The organism is Mucilaginibacter sp. CSA2-8R (assembly GCF_038806765.1).
In the GTDB taxonomy this organism is placed as follows: Bacteria; Bacteroidota; Bacteroidia; order Sphingobacteriales; family Sphingobacteriaceae; genus Mucilaginibacter.
On the sequence record NZ_CP152389.1, the window covers coordinates 4,704,625 to 4,723,538 of the forward strand.

The window sequence follows — 18,914 nt, forward strand, 5'->3', positions numbered from 1 at the left end:
AAACCCTCAAACGCCTGCAAGCTTTTGGGGGCTTTATATTATTACATACATTTGAACGTTAATTGCTATTAGCCATCTACACCCGAATTTATTTAAAATACATTTTTAATGAAACGTAAATTCCCCATCCGATTATTAGGTATGCTGATTTTTGCGGCGGCCTGTAATAATAATTCCCAATCAAATAAAACACCCGACGGTGCTTTAAGTACATCAAATCCTTTCTACGCGCCCAGCAAACTACCCTTCCAGGCTCCTGATTTCAGCAAAATCAAAAATGATGATTTTGTACCGGCTATGGAAGCCGGGATGAAGCAGCAACTGGCAGAAATTGATTCTATTACGAACAACAGCGCTGCACCAACTTTCGAGAACACTATTGTTGGTATCGAAAAAAGCGGACAGTTACTTAGCCGTGTCAATCATGTTTTTAATTTACTATCGGGCGCCAACACTAACCCCGAATTACAAAAGATTCAGGAAGATGAAGCGCCTAAGCTTACAGCCACTAATGATGCCATTTACTTAAACACCAAGCTATACCAGCGAGTACAGGCTATAAATGCGCAGCGCAGCCAGCTTAAACTGGATGCAGAGTCGGCAAGGTTGCTAGAATACTATGTGCAAAAATTTGAAATTGCGGGTGCCAAACTATCTGATACAGATAAAGACAAGCTTAAAGATTTAAATAAGGAAGAAGCCGGCTTAACCGCCAAATTCACCAATCAGTTGCTGGCTGCTGCTAAAGATGGCGCTTTGTTAGTGAGCGATAAGGCAGAGCTGGCCGGTTTACCGCAAGGCACCATTGATGCTGCCGCGCAGGATGCCAAAGCCGCTAAACATGATGGCCAGTGGTTAATACCCTTGCAAAATACCACCCAACAACCTAACCTGCAATTTTTGAGCAACCGGGCTACTCGACAAAAACTGTTTGAAGCCTCATGGACTCGGGCCGAAAAAGGCGATGCCAATGATACCCGCAAAACTATTTCGCGCATTGCACAAATTCGCACTGAGCAGGCTAAACTGTTAGGCTTTAAAAATTATGCTGCCTGGAAACTGCAAGACCAGATGGCAAAAACTCCGGAAGCCGTTGAACAGTTTTTAGGTAAACTGGTACCTGCCGCCACCAACAAGGCAACGCAGGAAGCCGGAGAAATTCAAAAAGTAATTGATGCGCAAAAAGGTGGCTTCAAACTACAGCCTTGGGACTGGGACTATTACGCCGAGCAGGTACGCAAAGCCAAATACGACCTGGACGAAAACCAGGTTAAGCCCTATTTGGAGCTGAACAAGGTTTTACAAGATGGTGTTTTTTATGCCGCCAACCAACTGTATGGCATTACCTTTAAAGAACGTAAAGACCTGCCGGTTTACCAGGCCGATGTACGGGTATTTGATGTGATGGACAGCAACGGCTCACAAATTGGCCTGTTTTACTGCGATTACTTTAAACGCGACAATAAATCAGGCGGGGCATGGATGAGCAATTTGGTGGAGCAGTCGGGCCTGATGGTCACCAAACCGGTCATCTACAATGTATGTAACTTTACCAAACCGGCTCCCGGTCAGCCTGCATTAATAAGCTTTGATGACGTGACTACTATGTTTCATGAGTTTGGACATGGCCTGCACGGCTTATTTGCCAGCCAGAAATATGCCAGCCTGTCGGGCTCTAACGTAGCCCGCGATTTTGTTGAATTTCCATCACAATTTAACGAGCATTGGGCATCAGACCCTAAAGTGTTTACCCGTTATGCACGCCATTACCAAACCGGTGCTGCTATGCCACAGGTGTTGGTTGATAAAATTAAAAAGGCAGCTACTTTTAACCAGGGCTATGCCTTAACTGAAGCATTGGCCGCAGCGTCGCTGGATATGCAATGGCATACCCTGCCTGCCGGCAGCCCGCTGGAGGATGTTGATGAGTTTGAAGCAGCGGCTTTAAAAAGAACAGGCTTAAATTTACCGCAGATACCTCCGCGCTACCGTTCAAGCTACTTTTTGCACATTTGGTCTAATGGGTATGCTGCCGGTTACTATGCTTACACCTGGACCTCGATGCTGGAAAACGATGCTTACTCCTGGTTTACAGAAAACGGTGGATTAACCCGCCAAAACGGACAACGTTTCCGCGACATGATTCTTTCAAGAGGCAATACCATTGAGTACGGCAAAATGTTCCGCGATTTCCGCGGCCACAACCCGGATATTAAACCATTGTTGAAGAAACGAGGCTTGTTATAGCCATCTATCTTAAATATGATGACAAAAGAAAAGCGGATGCACTACACATCCGCTTTTCTTTTATACCCGGGTTTTGATTAGTTGCTCATAAACACGGCGTTGCCAAACAGTAGTTTACCGTTTTCCCAGAAACTGCGGAAAAGCGGATCGTCAGTTAAATAAACCAGCGAGCCTCGTCCCATCGACTGCACACCGAATAATAGGCCACTGCTCAACTTCTCTTTAGCTTTTTGCCCCACAAAGCCCGATACATAGCTATCCTTTTTTAACACGCCAACATTCACGCCGCTGTTGTCCAGGTAATCATAGATATCGTCACCCAATTTTAGCGTGTAATAATAAGACGGATATCCATAACCCAGCGGATGGGTGTTATCCAGGTACACCTTATATATAGCGCCGGGTACGTTATACCGGATGGCATCCCGGTCGCGGCCGTCATAAGCTTTTAAATCAGGAGTTTTTTTATTGGGTTTTCCATCTTTGTCATCATCCTTACTTTTAAGGGCAAATCCTTTTTTGTCGGCAAACTGACCCACAGCACCCCCCATAGCAATTAGCTTACCGCCCTCGCTTATCCACGTCTGCAAACGCTCCAATGGGAAATTACTGTACCGTCCGTCCGGGAAGATGGCTACGTCATAATCGCTCAGCTTAATACGGCTCAAATCCTGGTAGCGTACTACCGAAACGGGGTACCCGATTTGCTGTTCAAAATAATGCCATACTTCACCCATATCGTTAGCAGATACGCCCTCGCCCGACACCAGCATAACGCGTGGCTTGGCAATAAATCCTACTGCGCTCGACCCTAAGTCAGCCCCTTTATCTGCAAACCCGGTAGTCAGCGGTGTTAACTTGCGGCCTAATGAAGCAGCCAGGTCATTAACTACCTGGTCAAAATTGGTAATATGGTTACTGGCGCGTGTCAAAATTAGCGATCCGGCATTGAACTTCTTACTCCCTGCTTCAAAGGCGCCCGAACTATAACGCACTTTAATACCCTTCTGTAGTAGAGCTGCCAAAAACTTAACATCCTGTACCGATTGCCAGTTAGCCACATAAGCATAAGCACGACCATTTTGAGTGTTAGTAGTGTTATTAGACGCTACATTTAAAGACGTTGTTGCCGGCTTAACGGACTCCGTTAAGGCATATGCCTTTAGTCCGTAAGCGTAAGGTAAAGACCATGCAGTAATATCGTAAGTATTGCTATCTGCAATAAATGTTTTAGGCTCAAGTAACACGTTCAGCAATACCGCCTTAGGCTGGTAAGCGTTAATCACCATATCATTAGGGCTAACTGTATAACTCTCCGTTTTACCATTAAAGTAGTTATAGCCGTTTACCGTACGGTTTACGCCGTAGCCATATTTAATTAAATTACGGTCGAGCAATTGCGCCAGTAAAGCCAGTTTATCGGCGTTTTCATTTTTGATGATGTAGGTCTTGTAAGTTCCCGGCGGATTGGTGCGACCGTTATCAAAATACTTTTTGAACTCGTCCAGCACTTTTTGGGTGTTGTTTGATACGGCTTCAACAGTACTTAATCCGTTAGAGTGATGATGCGCAATGCGGTCGGCCAAAGTAAGCGTATCACCGCTGCGGGTAATTATCGCCAAGCCACCGCCCGGCCCACCACCCTGCTCATAAGTCATACCAATAGAGCCATTGTAAAGGGGGTAAGTATCGCCGTAAGATGGGTAAAGCAAATCAAAAACTTCCTTGGTAAAATACAGCCAGCCATTCTGGTCAAAATACTTAGCGTTGTTTTTACCAATAGTGGTTTGAAACTCGCGCTGCCAGGGTGTAATGTCTTTATGAAAAGGCTCGGCTGCTGGTGCAAAATAATAGGGGTTATTATAACTCTGCTCATGAAAATCAACATGAACCTGCGGCAGCCACTGATTGTATAAACCGGCTCTGCCCTGCACCTCTTTCTGTGTTTGCCAGGCCCAGTCACGGTTCAGGTCAAAATAATAATGATTTACCCTACCGCCCGGCCAGGGTTCGATATGCTCACGCGATGACGCATTGGGGTCAGGCTGTGCACCGCGTACCTGGTTATAAAAATTCACGTAACGGTCGCGGCCATCAGGGTTCAGGCAGGGGTCAATCACCACCACCGTATTTTTGAGCCAGGGGCGGGTACGGGTATTGGCCGGGTTCACCAGGTCATACAGTGTTTGCATGGCAGCTTCACTACTGCTGGGTTCATTGCCGTGCACGTTATAGCTCAACCAAACAATAGCAGGTGCGTTGCTCAAAGTAGCCGGTCCGTTGCTTAGTCCGGCTAAATACAGGTTATGCTGTCGTACCTCTTCTAAGCGGGCCAGGTTTTCTTCGCTACCTACCACAGCCACCATTAAAGGTCTCCCCTCGTTAGTGGTGCCGTACGATTGCAGCTTTACATTTTTTGATGCCTGCGCCACGTACTTTACATAGTCTGCTACCCGGTAATGATAAGTATACTGGCTACCCAGTGGGTAACCTAAAAATTCAGCAGGCGATTGCAGGGTTTGGGCAAAAACGCCGCCCAAAAAGCTTAAGTAAAGAACAACAAATGCGTAAAGTTTTTTCATCATGATTGTATGCAATAAATCTAATAAACAAATCCATATTTGCATGGGTAGGCTTACCTAAATATTGGTTTGCACCTTTATTTTAGGTATATTTATTATCCTTTTTATTAACATGACACCTATACAAGCGCTACATAAATACTTTGGATATACCGAGTTTAGGCATCAACAGGAAGCTATTATTCGGCAACTGCTAAATGGCGGTGATGCCTTGGTACTGATGCCTACCGGCGGTGGTAAATCGTTGTGTTACCAGTTGCCCGCTGTTTTGTTGCCGGGCCTAACCATTGTGATATCACCGCTTATTGCACTGATGAAAGACCAGGTAGATAGCTTGAACATCAATGGCATACCAGCGGCCTACTTAAATTCGGGCCAAAACAACGAGGAGCAACAGGATATTATTAACCGCCTAAAAGCCGGAAAAATCAAGCTGCTTTACCTGGCACCCGAGCGCCTGTTTAGCTCCGAGAGCCGGTTGGTTACCTTTTTAAAATCGCTGCCGATAAGTCTAATTGCCATTGACGAAGCACATTGTATTTCACATTGGGGACACGATTTCCGTCCGGAGTATTTGATGCTCTCCCATTTCAAAACAGAGTTTCCGGCTATTCCGGTTATTGCACTTACCGCTACGGCCGACAAGCTTACCCGGCAGGATATACAGGATAAGCTGGCACTGCAAAACCCAGCAGTGTTTATCTCATCGTTCAACCGGCCCAATATCAGCTACACGGTATCACCTAAAAAGAACAACTATCAGCAGCTGCTCGAGTTTTTATCTATCCGTAAAGACGATTCGGGTATTATCTATTGCTTGTCTCGGGCCTCGACCGAAGATTTAGCGGCCGATTTACGCGAACAAGGCTTTACCGCCGAGGCCTATCATGCTGGTTTGGATAACGAAATTAAGGCCCGCAACCAGGAAAAGTTTCTGCGCGATGAGGTTAAACTGATGGTAGCTACCATTGCGTTTGGTATGGGCATTAACAAATCGAACGTGCGGTACGTGGTGCATTATGATTTGCCTAAAAACATTGAAGGTTACTACCAGGAAACCGGCCGGGCCGGGCGCGATGGTTTGCCGTCAGAAGCCTTACTTTTCTTCTCGGCCGGGGATGCTTTCAAACTGCAGCGCTTTGCCAAGGTAGATGGCAATGAAGAGCAAAGCCGCATTATGCTGAAAAAGCTGGACGACATGGTCAAATACTGCCAGTTGCAAACCTGTCGCCGCCAGTATTTAATGCATTATTTTAATGAGCCCTTCCCTGAGCATTGCGGCTCGTGCGATGTGTGCCTCACTGAATTTAAAAAGTTTGATGGCACGGTGCTCGCTCAAAAAGCACTATCAGCCGTAACCCGGCTAAACCAGCGCTTTGGTACCACTTATGTTATCGACTTTTTACGTGGTTCGAAAAGCGAAAAAATACGCGAAGAACATAAGCAGCTTAAAACCTACGGCATTGGTACTGATGTAAGCAAGGCCGATTGGCAACGCTATTTTGCCCAACTCATTAATCAAGGCTTGTTACAAGTTACCGACGACCAATACCCGGTACTTAAACTAACCGATGCCAGTGAGGCTATCTTAAAAGGGAATCAAAAAGTAGAGTTTATATTAGCAGAAGAAACCGCCATGGCGGCCGAAATACAAACACCGGTTTATGAGGGCGGACTTTTGCAGGATTTAAAAACCATACGCTTTAACTTGGCCATGAACGAAAATGTGCCGGCTTACATCATCCTGTCGGATGCTGCCCTGCTTGAAATGGCTACCTACCTACCGCAAAATATGAACGAACTGGGCAATGTTTCCGGGTTTGGCGAGGTAAAACTTAAACGCTATGGCGAAGCATTTTTAAACGCCATTACCAACTATAGCCAGCAGCATGGTTTATCGTCGCAAATGAGCAGTAAGCGGACTAAGCCTGCCCCTCGCAGTAAAGCGCCTCGCTCATCCAGTGCAGGTACTACTCAGCGCGAAAGTTTCGACCTATATCGCTCCGGTAAATCTATTGCAGAAATAGCCGCACAGCGCAGCTTGTCGTCAACCACCATCGAAAGCCATTTGTGCAGTTTCATACAAACCGGTGAAATGAATGTAGCCGAAATGGTTCCTCAGCATAAAATGCAGCCTATACAAAATGCAGCCGAAAGCTACGGAACTGACCGGTTGGCCCCGCTCAAAGAAGTTTTAGGCGACGGCTACACGTATGCCGAAATTAAAGCCGTAATAAGCTGGTTAAAACGTGATGCATAGATAAAGCCCTGTAGATTTGTACAGGGCTTTAAGCTTATAATTGGTTAGTAAAAATGAGCAAGACAATTAAGCCATTTTCAGTTTTTTCTGAATATCAGCTACGTAGCTTTTAAACTTTTTATCAGTATCAATTAAATCCTCTACCGTTTGGCAGGCATAAATCACTGTAGAGTGGTCGCGGCCGCCAAAAAAGTTACCGATTGATTTTAGTGAGCTTTTGGTATGCGCCTTAGCCAGGTACATTGATATTTGACGGGCCTGCACAATTTCGCGCTTGCGGGTTTGTGATTTTACCATATCAACCGGCACTTCAAAATACTCGCAAACCAGGCTTTGTATGTACTCAATCGAGATTTCTTTAACCGAGTTTTTAACAAAGTTTTTGAGCATGGACTTAGCCAGGTTCAAATCAATCTCGCGGCGCATCAGGGTTGATTGTGCCAGTAACGATACCATGGCACCTTCCAGCTCACGCACGTTGTTATCTATGTTATGCGCTACATACTCAATTACATCATCAGGTAGCTCAATACCATCCTGATAAGTTTTGTTTTTGAGTATCGCCATCCGGGTTTCCAGATCAGGCGTTTGTAAATCGGCCGATAGGCCCCATTTAAAACGTGATAATAATCGTTCTTCCAAGCCAGCCAAATCTTTTGGTGCTTTATCCGAAGTAATGATTAACTGCCTGCCCGACTGGTGCAGGTGGTTAAAAATATGGAAAAAGAAATCCTGAGTTTTTTCTTTACCGGCAAAGTTGTGCACATCGTCCATAATCAACACATCAATGGCCTGGTAAAAGTTTACAAAGTCATTAATGTTGTTATGTTTGAGGGCATCAACAAACTGCTGCGTGAATTTCTCACACGATACATAAAGCACCAGCTTATCAGGCAGGGTACGCTTAATTTCGTTACCTATGGCCTGTGCCAGGTGGGTTTTACCTAAACCTACACCGCCATAAATCATGAGCGGGTTAAACGATGTACCTCCCGGCTTGGCGGCTACGGCATAACCTGCCGAACGGGCCAAACGATTACAATCGCCCTCAACAAAATTTTCAAAAGTATAGTTCTGATTAAGTTGCGGGTCAACATGCAATTTTTTTAAACCGGGTATCACAAACGGATTTTTGATATCTTTATTTAAAGAGATCGGAACCGGCATAGATTGATTTTTAGCCTCTGCACCGTTGCCATTAGATGGCATATTGGTGGTAAAGGGCTTACTGGATGATGATTGCTCTACCACTATATTATACTCGAGCCGGCCTTCCTCTCCCAGCTGCTTTTTAATGGTTTTACGAAGCAGGCCTACGTAATGTTCTTCGAGCCACTCGTAAAAAAATAAACTTGGTACTTGTATGGTTAGTACGCTTCCCTCCAACCGCAAGGCCTTAATAGGATCAAACCACGTCTTAAAACTTTGGGCCGGAATGTTATCTTTAATAATCTGAAGGCAACTATTCCAAACGTTAGTACTCGTTTTTTCCATACATGTTAAAGATAAAATACTGATTTCCAAAACCCAACCCCAACTTTAGTTGAGACCTTTATGGAACATCGAATATTCGAAAAAAAAGCGGATTAAAAAATTAAAAATTAAATTTGCGAAGCTGATTTTTTAATGCTATAGCAACTAAAAGTAAACAGAATTTCGCTTAAAAAAAACAATCAACACAACCACAAACACCTGACAGTCAAATCAATACAGTAAATTCCTTTGATTAGCAATGAATAACTGGCAGACAAGCGTCCCATATCTTCATACCGCTGTAAGCAAGCATCAATACTTAAGCCACAATTCAAATTTAATTCACCGTTTTAACCTAATTGATTGGCAATGCGGGCAATAATATTTTAGATACAAAGAGCCATAAACCTATAGTTAACTCTTGTGATTAAAAGCAGTATAGCTTTATATACAGCTTAATGTACACAATTAAACACCCCGGCCAGCAACAGTTACCGGTTAAAATAATTCTTCCAAATCTTTATGAATCATGCCGGCAGCCACTTCATACGGATTGTTTTCTACCTGGCTCAGATGCGTCAGTAAAGCACGGCTAAAATCGAGCGCTGTGGCATTTTCGGGCAGGCCCCTTAAAGTAGTATTTAATAAATTGGCGGTATCATCTTTTAAACGTCTTACCACGGCCCAGGCCCGGCTGCTTACATATACCTGTTGAGTTATGTTATGTTGATACTCGCTGCTTAGCTCCTGTAAGGCCAAATAATGCAGCTCGGTGGCAGATTGCCCCGCATTGCTAATGCGCACCAGCAGGTTAGCCGGGTTAATACGTTCTACTAATAAGGTAACACGTTCATAAGCTTGCAAACGCAACGGCAAGGTTTGGTTATCGGCAGCTTTTTTAAGCTCGAGTACCTGCAGGCGCTCATTCTTATCAAGGTAGGGCTTTATTAAGTAAAAAGCTACCCACACTACTCCTACACCTGCAATAGTCAGTTTCAGAATATCTAACAAAATATTGTAGATTACCATAGGTCTTACAGTGTTAAACCGAAGTCATAAATAGGTTCGGGGCGACAAAAATCTGCATTTTAACTTATATTTGTACAGATAATTTTAAATAACATGAGTATTGCTGTTGATACCGCACTGGCACCGGTAACTTTTACTGAGGGCGCCGTTAAAGAACTTAAGAAGTTAAAAGACCAGCAAGAGTTGAGCGACGATTTTGGCTTGCGTGTTGGCGTTGAAGGCGGTGGTTGTGCCGGCATGAACTACATTTTAGGCTTTGACCAGCAAAAAGAAGGCGATAAAGAATACCTGATTGATGGCATTAAAGTTTATATGCACAAGGCACACGGCATGTACCTGGCAGGTATGCAGGTTGACTTTCAGGACGGCCTGAATGCCCGTGGGTTTGTGTTTAACAACCCCAATGCATCAAGCACCTGCGGTTGTGGAACTTCGTTTGCGGTATAATTAAATAAAACTTAAACAAAACAGGCAGCTTTTTTATAAGGCTGCCTGTTTTGTTTGATCGGCTAATGCTTCGTTAATTGCCTTCTTCATCCAGTGGGTGTTGCCCATATTAAAGCTAACGCTCGAGAATGCTATCTTCCCTGCTTTATCTATCACTACGTTAGTTGGATACAAATGCAGCTTATACTTATCCGCATGGTAACGACCATTCTCAATGATATGATAATTAAAGGGCTGCTTCTTTATAAACTGCTTAATGTCATATGCTTCATCTAAAGCTATCGCCACAAACAGCACGTCCGGATTATTTTTGTACGAATCTGCCAGTTCGTTTAAATCCGGAATTTCCTGCCGGCAAGGCGGGCAATTGATAAACCAAAAATTCAGCACGATTACTTTGCCTAACAACTTTTTGGTATCAATTTTTTCATTGGTGATGTCTTTGTCTTTAAAGGGCCTTAGCATATCGCCCACCTTAAAATTTTCACTTTCGTTCGGCTTGGGCAACTGCGCTCTTAAGATTTCCTTTTCTCCATTAGTCAGCTTAACTAATACATAAGATATACTATCGGTATTGGGTTGTTTCAGGGCTTTGATAGAATAGTCGCCTGTTCTGGTTAAGCGCGACCAAACTAAATAGGGATATATGACGCCATTTTCGTCTTTGATGATACTGGACTCATTAAGAGTTACACGCTTTGTAATGGAGTTAGTTTGCGCTTTGGCGACCAACCCAAAAGCAGCGAGAATCAAATAAAGTAAACCTTTTTTCATTAACTGTATTTTGTATCAAGGTACAAATGCTAACCATAAAATACAAGCGTTATCATGCATAGCAAGGTTTATAGTTTTCACTTTATTGTATGATCATCTTCTCCCATGAAATATTTCCTAATTGTACTATTGTTTATTAGCCCCATCATTACCCAGGCCCAATTAAAACCCGGATTTGATGTACAAGAGTATTTAGAATTGCTGAGGGTATCGAGGCAGCAAACCGATACACTTAAAGGCGACCTTACTCCTCGCCCTACACATTATAAAAGGGTGTATCGATCGCCGATTGGGCCGCTGTTAAACCGTTGGGAACTATGGACGGGGAACCAATCGGCCGTTCTCAGCATCAGGGGAACCACTAAAGACCAGATTAGCTGGCTCGAAAATTTTTATGCAGCTATGGTGCCGGCTGTTGGCCAGCTTCATATCAATGATAGTACCTTATTTAAATATCACTTGGCCGATCACCCGAAAGCTGCCGTACATATTGGCTGGCTGCTCGGCATGGCCGAACTTGCCAAAACAGTAATCCCTAAAATACAAGAGCTCTACCAAAAGCAGGGCATTAAAAATATAACCATTATGGGCCATAGCCAGGGTGCAGCTATTGCCTACCTGTTAAGGTCGCACCTGGCATGGTTACAACACGAAAAGGTTATACCTGCCGATATTACTTTTAAAACGTATTGCAGCGCACCGCCCAAACCCGGCAATTTATATTATGCGTATGATTATAACTACCTGACCCGCGGCGGCTGGGGCATTGCCGTAACTAATGCTGCAGACTGGGTTCCGCAAACACCATTTACTATACAAACCCTGGATGATTTTACGGCTTTAAATCCGTTTGGCGATGTGTCTGCTGCAGTAAAAGGCCAATCTATTTTTGTAAGATTATACGTAAAGTATGTGTATAACCGCTTACGTAAACCACCATTACGTGCTGTAAAAAACAATCAAAAATATCTTGGGCATATGGTGTATAAGTTTATCAAAAAAACATTACCCCAGTTTCAGGAGCCCGAATATGCACCTACTAACCAGTATACCAGCTGTGGTATCCCTGTTATTTTGATGCCTGATGATGCTTACCGGCAAAAGTTTCCGGATAATCCTAAAAATGTATTTGTGCATCACCTGTTTTGGCCTTACTATTATTTAACCGAAAAAGAATATGCTGCGCAATGAACGCAAAGCGTTAAAACTGCTTAACTGAAGACTGCCTGGCAATCAGCGAGGCAGGCAACACCAGTTTCTGGAATTTGGTTTCGGTATTGGCCGGCTCCAGCTTGCTTAGTAATAGATTGATGGCGCTTTCGGCAATTTGTTCGATAGGTTGTGCAACAGTGGTGATAGTTGGGGTGTACATTTCAAACAAATCGTAATCATCAAAACCTACCACAGCCAAATCTAGCGGAATATTAAGCTGCATTGCCTTTGTGGCTTTTAGGCCCATGCGGCACAGATAATTGGTCAGAAATAATACCGCATCCAAATCGGGGTTAGCCTGAAAAAAGCTTTTTATTTGATCAACTATGGCGTCGTTATTTTCAACAGCTATTTTTTCAACCCTTTCCGTCATGCCATAGTGCTTCATAGCTTCGTTGTATCCCGAAAGCCTGTCCTGCATTTGTGGTTGCGTTGAGTTTAGGGTAATGAGGCCAATTTGCTTAAAACCGTTTAAAATAAGATGCTCGGTAGCTTGGTAAGCACTCTCCTTATTATCAATCATCACACTGTCAACATCCACTTCGGGCAAGTAGCGGTCAAGCAATACCACCGGTTTACCACTGGCCATAATGGCCTTTATTTCACTTCCTACTCCTTCTGGCGGTACAACAATATATCCATCAACATGCCGGTCGCGAAACATTTGCATCAGCTCGCGGGCTTTGGCTGTATCATTGCCGGTACTTGAATAAATAATTTTATAACCGTTGCGGTAGGCATTACCTTCAATCAATCGAGCTATACTGCCAAAAAACGGGTTTGCAATATCTTCTACCAGTAAACCTATAATATTGGTTTTACCTGTACGCAGGCTCCGGGCTAAAGTGTTAGGCTTATAATTTACTTCCTCTACCAAGTCAAGTACGTTTTTCACTACCTTGTCACTTATCCGCTTCTCTTTTGCACGACCGTTTAATATAAATGAAACAGTAGTAATGGATACGCCTAACTGCTTAGCAATGTCATTGATTGAAACTCTCTTTTCCAAAGTATAAGTGCAATACTGTATAAATGCACAACATACAAAATATACTGCATCTTTTAGAGCAAAAAATCATTTTAGCAAGCTCAAAACCAAGTTTTTTATATGAGGTACACTTTTTTAAGAGGTGTAATGACTACGCTATTAATTTGTGCTCATCAAAAAAACTACTTAATGCATTCTCGAGCGAGGGAAGCAACATACCACGTTCACTTTTTAAGGCAGTGTATTTTGGACGGACAGCTTTGTAATCCATGATTTGTACTGAAACCGGATTGATAAGATTGAGATTGTATCCACCGCGCCGTGCAATTTCCATAGCCAGGGCAGCCCTACTTACCGTGCCACTGTTGGCTAAATGCCATATACCCGACTCGTCATCAATTAATAAATTTAAACTGGTGTTTACCAAGTCGGGCACATAAGTAGGTGATATAAACACATCATGCTCAACCATAAACTCTTTTTGCGTTTTAAGGCTGTTAATGATGTTAACCACATAGTTTTGATGATCCCATGGACTAAACAAAATACCGGTTCGTACAATTAATGCTGATGGATCATTCTTTAAAACATACTGTTCGGCCAGTGCTTTGCTTTGCCCAAATGTATTTAGCGGGTTAACCGCATCATTTTCAAAGTAGTGGTCGTTTTTGGCACCATCAAACACCATATCGCTCGAAAAGGTGAGCAACTTGATGCCGTATAGATTGCTGAAGTAGGCTAAATTTTCGGGCCCATGAGTATTGAGCTGGTAACAGCTATCAGAAGAAATTTCGGCTTGCTCAAGCTGTACAAATGATGCCGTGTTTACAATAGCCCACGGATTAAGGCGCCCTATAGTCTCCTTAATTTGCTCACGGCTTGTTATATCCAGTTCATTTTTACTGAGCAAATGATATTTGATATTACGCATATCACACAACCGGGCAAAAGCTTTAGCCAGTGAGCTGTTTTTACCTATTATCAATAAAGGCCGCTGTCTAGTATCGGCAATGGTAACGCGCGGCTTGCTTTCGTTATAAATAACGCGCATATCACGTTCCCACCAGCCTTTAACTTTTAGTAAAGGATGATCGTAATGTTGTTTCTCGGCTAACTCTTTCAGCATTTTACCCAGTGCTGTAACGCGCGGGTAACCAGACAACACATCAAATACACCTGGCTCGTAATCGCCGTTAGGCATGGTGAGCAATCGGTTCCAACCAAAAGAGCCGAGCAGCGCCCAAGCTGTTATAGCTACTAAATTCACTTTATCCTGCTCCAGCTTTTTACCGGTTTCCCAAATACTTTGCACCCAGCGCATTTGTTCTTCACGGGTACAATGTAAATGTACTTCGGTTACAGCCATGGGCAGTTGGTAACGGTTCCATGCTTCTTTGAGTAAATTGTATAAACCGCTCGAGTTAGCATTACCTACTCTAACCACTTCTACGTCGGCATATTGATGTTTACCATTGCCTCCATAGGTATGCGGCGGAAAATGAGCAATATTTTCGTCCAAATAGCGCTCTGAAGTGAGATAATAATTAAATCCCATTACGTCAGGCGGGCACGGGTTTTCCTCAAAAAACGCAAGTTCATCACAACTAATACCATTTCTTTGAAGATACAGATATAAAGGATGCCCGAGCACCACCTTGCCACAAAGCAAATCAAAGCTTAGCCAGCGACGATTATTTTCAAAATCGGCCTGGTACTGTAGTAAGGGTGTGCTATGTATCTTTCCTAAATCTTCGGTTTGCACCAGTTTAGCTTCAGGATTGATTTTTCTGATCTGCTGCATAGCCAACACCGTAGCCTTACACTCGTTCACTAAAATTTTCAGAAAGCTACGGTCGCTGTCGCCATGCGGATGCCATAAGCCATAAAGGCCGCAAAAACGGGCGGTAGTTAAGGGCTCATTAACTGGCGTATAGTACTCCAACCACGGAAAACGCTCGGCAACTTTGGCAGCATAATCGGCCAACCCGTATACAAAACTATCTTCGAGCATATTAACATACGCCGGACCACTGCCATGGTGCACTAAACCAGCAATAGGTTCAACACCACGGTTTTTTAACTGGAGCAATTTGCTTTCGGTATTACTCCAATCAATGATGGTATTTGTTTCTGGTTGGTGCTTTTCCCAAAGCACCGGATATCTCATTTTTGTTACACCTAAGTCTACAAAGAGATTTATGTCTTCGCTTCTGCTGTAATGTCCTGAGTATACGAGTTGGTCAAGATATTGGTCGCCAACCCGGTTTATAGTGCATTCAATGCCACCCCAAAGTTCCATTTTTATTTAGTTATACAAGCTTTTAGCCGGATGATATCCATCCGGCCATTTAGAGAATTTAAGTTGGGTAGCGGCACGGATGGTAAACAACAGCATTTTATGCATATCATTTACCTTTCCTTTTACCAACGCTTATTAAACTAACATCCCAAGCTTTGTTCCTAAACTTAAATTACCTGAACAGTTAAGCGCTTAACTGGCAATAGAAAAGTCGCTATTTAAATGCCTGTTTATTAATTGCATCATGTTGCTTACTGTGTTATCCCATGATTTATCGGCCAAAAACAAATCTGTTTTAGCCAGCCATGCCGAACGATCTGCTACTTCGAGTTCGCGCTCAATGGCCTCAATAAAATCATCTGCATTCACACCTATACTTACCAATTTATGGCGACCGTAAGGATTAATTACATCCTTTATAGGTGTTGAAACTACCGGTATACCTGCTGATAAATACTCAGGAGTTTTAGTTGGGCTGATAAACTTGGTCGACTCATTAATAGCGAAAGGAATTAAGGCAATATCCCATCCTGATAGATATGCAGGAAGTTCTTGATAGCTTTTTTGCCCCATGTAGTGAATGTTACTATTGGCAGGCAAAGTAGCCGGATCAATTTTCACAACCGGTCCAATTAAAATGATCTGCCAATTTGGGCGAGCATCGGCAATGCCTTTAATTAAGTCGATATCAAAACGCTCATCCAGCACACCGTAAAAACCAAGTTTTACACCTTCAATGTTGGCTTGATCAGCAGGCTGATCTTTAACCGTACGCGCTTTCAGAAAGTGCTCTTTCTCAATACTGCTCGGAAATGGATGAATGCTTGGGTGCTGCTGCTTTTTAGCTTCATACAACGACTGTCCGCCTGTAAATACCAAATCAGCCCGGCCCAAAAGTTTTTTCTCCATTTGGGTTAACTCTTTCGGCGCATTTTTAAAGGCCGACAGTTCGTCCATACAGTCATAGATGGTTAATTTAGGAGTATGCTTTTCAGAGATAGCCAAAAACATTGGCGAGTAGTACCAAAATGCAAAATTATCCAGGTTTTTACCTTGTAAAAACTGATCAACCAAATCAGTCATCGACTCAGTAACTTCTTTGTGGCTTAAGCCCTCAGGTAAATGGGGCACTCCAACAATAATATTATTGCCACGGTTGGTAAATGATATATGTCCGTCGTCTTTGGCGTCAAAAATAGGTTCCTCCAAAATATAAACGGTACTGTATTTACTAAATCTGCTTAATAAGTGCTGCGGACGCTGATAAACAAAGTCCCAACGCAGGTGGGAAAAGCAGAGTAAGTTAGAAGGAAAAGTTTTTGAGATAGCTTTCATAGGTATACTAATATTGATGGGATTTTTATTTTATAAGCATAACAACATCAGAACTTTAATGTTTAACTTCTAATTAAAAAAGGTCATAAATAAGAAACAAATACGTATTTATACTTCGCGTATTACGTATTTTTACAGGCCTATTGATGTCTTAAATAAATAAAGCATCATTATTATTTAGTAAGTCAATCCGTTTCTGGTAGAACATATACATAACTCACATTTATTCCTTTAGTTTGGGGCGACAGGCTTAAACTATGTATTTTTCTTATTACGCTATGTTATTTCATAACACTCAAAACAATTTCACCTTCAGGCAGTTATAAAACGCTTTTAAAGCAAGAACAGGGAGCCTAAGCGGGCTCCCTGTTCTTGCTTTCATGCTATTCATATTTCTTTATATCATGCTTTACCCGGATCTGTTGATTTAAGTAAACCTTCAGGCACTTTTAAGCCACCGGTATTAAAATCAATAATACCGTTACGTTCATCCTCAATATTAGTAGCTTGGGTATATACGTCGCCGGCTATGCGGCGCTTTCTCAACTCTTTTTTAAATAAGCTGATTTGCTCGGTGCGTTCGCTATCATCCTGCGGACCACCATAGTCGGCAAAACCAAATCCGCCCCATTCGCTTACCAGCAAAGGCACCTGTTTACGAAAAAAGAACGGATCGCCTACTATTAACGGAAACGCAGCTACTCCCTCTTGCTTACCTGTTACTAAATCATCAAGCATTTCTTTCCAGCGGCTTAATTCGGGCGTATACAAATGCACCGTAAGCAAGTCACTTTTTAAACGACCTTCGTAAGAAATATGTTGCCAGCCATCATTATCAACCACCAGAAACTGCGGATACGAAATTTGCATGTAGTGATACATCTGCATGATGTAAGTGCGGGTAGCCTCGTTGGTGGCAATATCCTGCGCCCCCCAGTCCTCATTATATAAACTCCAAATAATTACCGATGGATGCGTAGCAATCAGGGCCAGCATCCGCAATAGTTCCTCTTTATGATTTTCGCGGCTTTTTTCGGTAGAACGATGCGGACTCGGCACTTCTACCCATAATAGTATACCTAATTTATCAGCCAGGTTATATATGCGCGGATCAACCCCGGCAATATGAATACGTACCAGATTACAGCCCAATGCTTTCATGGCATACAAATGCGCTTTAATTTGTTCGTAAGTGGCGGCGCTGGGCTGGTACAATATCCCATCCAAATAAATGGGTTTATTATTTAAGTAAATATTGCTGCCCCGAGCTTCAATCTTACGCAAGCCAAAATGCGATTCTATTTCGGCTACGTGCCCGTTGCTGTCTACCAGTTCGGCTATCAGCCGGTACAAGTGCGGCGTTTCGGGCGACCACAAAATAGCATCGGGTATTTCTATTACCAGCCGCTGTTCTTTTTGTCCGGCATCCAGTGCCAATTGATATTCGTCGGTAGCTATTGGCGTTTTATCATCTTGCTTACGGTGATAAACTTTCAGTCGGATGGTATATAAACCAGGGTCGTGTATACGAGTAGTTAGGTTAAAGCGTACCAGGTTATCTTCTACCACACTCACAACCCCTACCCGCGACCGCAGCCTGTTGCGCTCTACCGTTTCCAGCCAAATACTGCGTACAGCACCGGTGTAAGTTTGGTACCAGATGCCTCCCCGCTTGTAAACCGAAGATTCCTGCTTACCGCGGGTAGTATCAGCATCCATAGTACTGGCAATGCGCACGGTTAAACGATTATTTTCCTGCAATATAGCATCATCAAGTTCAAACGAAAACGAGGTGTACTCCCCAAGGTGCATATCCTCCCCTTCTATGGTTTTGAGCGGAAAGCCGTTCAGCCAGGCGCGGGTTTCATAACCGCAGGCGCCAAAGGTTAACTGCAATTGGGTATTTTGCTTATCATGCCGTTCGGGCATCAAAAATTCGCGCTCGTACCAAACAATTACCCTTTCGTGCCAGGTTTGCTTGTTTGGCTCTAAAGTAGCCATGTGTGCTTCAACACTGCCGGGCCAGTGCGCACTATCGTTATACTGGTGTGCTACGTACCATGATTCACTCATGCCACGGTCGGTTGGGTCAAGGGCAAACTTCCAGGTGCCATCAAGCAGCACAAATGAATTTGGCCTGATAACCGCACGGGGCAACGGATTTAACGCATCCTCGTCAGAGAATGATTCTTCGCGGCTTTTGGTTAAACTGTAATTAGGATGAATTAATTCGCTCATATCAATAAGTATTAAGAACTCTCAAGCTTT

General features: G+C 43.3%; 12 protein-coding genes. 4 read left to right on the forward strand and 8 right to left on the reverse strand.

Translation table 11 applies throughout. From position 1 onward, the window contains the following. Positions 1-108 precede the first annotated feature (108 nt). Positions 109-2,247, forward strand: a complete 2,139-nt coding sequence (gene dcp / locus AAGR14_RS20005; protein ID WP_342646015.1) for a peptidyl-dipeptidase Dcp — start codon at positions 109-111, stop codon at positions 2,245-2,247. 77 nt (positions 2,248-2,324) lie between these two features. Here dcp and AAGR14_RS20010 read toward each other — a convergent pair whose 3' ends face one another. After that, positions 2,325-4,832, reverse strand: a complete 2,508-nt coding sequence (locus tag AAGR14_RS20010) for a M14 family metallopeptidase (RefSeq protein WP_342646016.1) — start codon at positions 4,830-4,832, stop codon at positions 2,325-2,327. A 109-nt stretch (positions 4,833-4,941) separates the two neighbouring features. Between AAGR14_RS20010 and recQ the strand changes: the two genes are divergently transcribed. Further along, positions 4,942-7,089, forward strand: coding sequence for a DNA helicase RecQ (recQ, locus tag AAGR14_RS20015; protein WP_342646017.1), 2,148 nt, complete (start codon positions 4,942-4,944; stop codon positions 7,087-7,089). Positions 7,090-7,155: 66 nt separating this feature from the next. Here the strand turns inward: recQ and dnaA are convergent, their stop codons facing one another. Both dnaA and AAGR14_RS20025 read right to left on the reverse strand, forming a co-directional pair. Continuing rightward, a complete protein-coding gene (dnaA, locus tag AAGR14_RS20020; RefSeq protein ID WP_342646018.1) occupies positions 7,156-8,583 on the reverse strand; it encodes a chromosomal replication initiator protein DnaA in 1,428 nt (475 codons plus the stop codon). A gap of 477 nt (positions 8,584-9,060) precedes the next feature. Next, on the reverse strand, positions 9,061-9,591 hold the full coding sequence (locus tag AAGR14_RS20025) for a hypothetical protein (RefSeq protein ID WP_342646019.1): 531 nt from the start codon (positions 9,589-9,591) through the stop codon (positions 9,061-9,063). Between the two features lie 93 nt (positions 9,592-9,684). Between AAGR14_RS20025 and AAGR14_RS20030 the strand changes: the two genes are divergently transcribed. Next, positions 9,685-10,038, forward strand: a complete 354-nt coding sequence (locus AAGR14_RS20030; RefSeq protein WP_342646020.1) for an iron-sulfur cluster assembly accessory protein — start codon at positions 9,685-9,687, stop codon at positions 10,036-10,038. 33 nt (positions 10,039-10,071) lie between these two features. Here AAGR14_RS20030 and AAGR14_RS20035 read toward each other — a convergent pair whose 3' ends face one another. Continuing rightward, positions 10,072-10,812 carry a TlpA disulfide reductase family protein gene (locus AAGR14_RS20035; RefSeq protein WP_342646021.1) on the reverse strand — a complete coding sequence of 247 codons (741 nt, stop codon included), beginning with the start codon at positions 10,810-10,812 and terminating at the stop codon, positions 10,072-10,074. 105 nt (positions 10,813-10,917) lie between these two features. Here AAGR14_RS20035 and AAGR14_RS20040 point away from each other — a divergent pair, with 105 nt between their 5' ends. Then, complete coding sequence (locus AAGR14_RS20040; protein ID WP_342646022.1) at positions 10,918-12,003, forward strand: lipase family protein; 1,086 nt, start codon at positions 10,918-10,920, stop codon at positions 12,001-12,003. Positions 12,004-12,013: 10 nt separating this feature from the next. On the opposite strand, the gene AAGR14_RS20045 is transcribed toward AAGR14_RS20040, so the two are convergent. The 4 genes from AAGR14_RS20045 to AAGR14_RS20060 form a co-directional block, all read right to left on the reverse strand. Then, positions 12,014-13,033: a substrate-binding domain-containing protein gene (locus AAGR14_RS20045; RefSeq protein WP_342646023.1), complete on the reverse strand. Its 1,020-nt coding sequence runs from the start codon at positions 13,031-13,033 to the stop codon at positions 12,014-12,016. Positions 13,034-13,163: 130 nt separating this feature from the next. Next, positions 13,164-15,311, reverse strand: coding sequence for a family 1 glycosylhydrolase (locus AAGR14_RS20050; RefSeq protein WP_342646024.1), 2,148 nt, complete (start codon positions 15,309-15,311; stop codon positions 13,164-13,166). A 192-nt stretch (positions 15,312-15,503) separates the two neighbouring features. Beyond that, positions 15,504-16,646 (reverse strand): glycosyltransferase family 1 protein, encoded by a 1,143-nt coding sequence (locus tag AAGR14_RS20055; protein ID WP_342646025.1) that lies wholly within the window; start codon positions 16,644-16,646, stop codon positions 15,504-15,506. A 402-nt stretch (positions 16,647-17,048) separates the two neighbouring features. Next, on the reverse strand, positions 17,049-18,884 hold the full coding sequence (locus AAGR14_RS20060) for a sugar-binding domain-containing protein (protein ID WP_342646026.1): 1,836 nt from the start codon (positions 18,882-18,884) through the stop codon (positions 17,049-17,051). Positions 18,885-18,914: the final 30 nt, after the last annotated feature.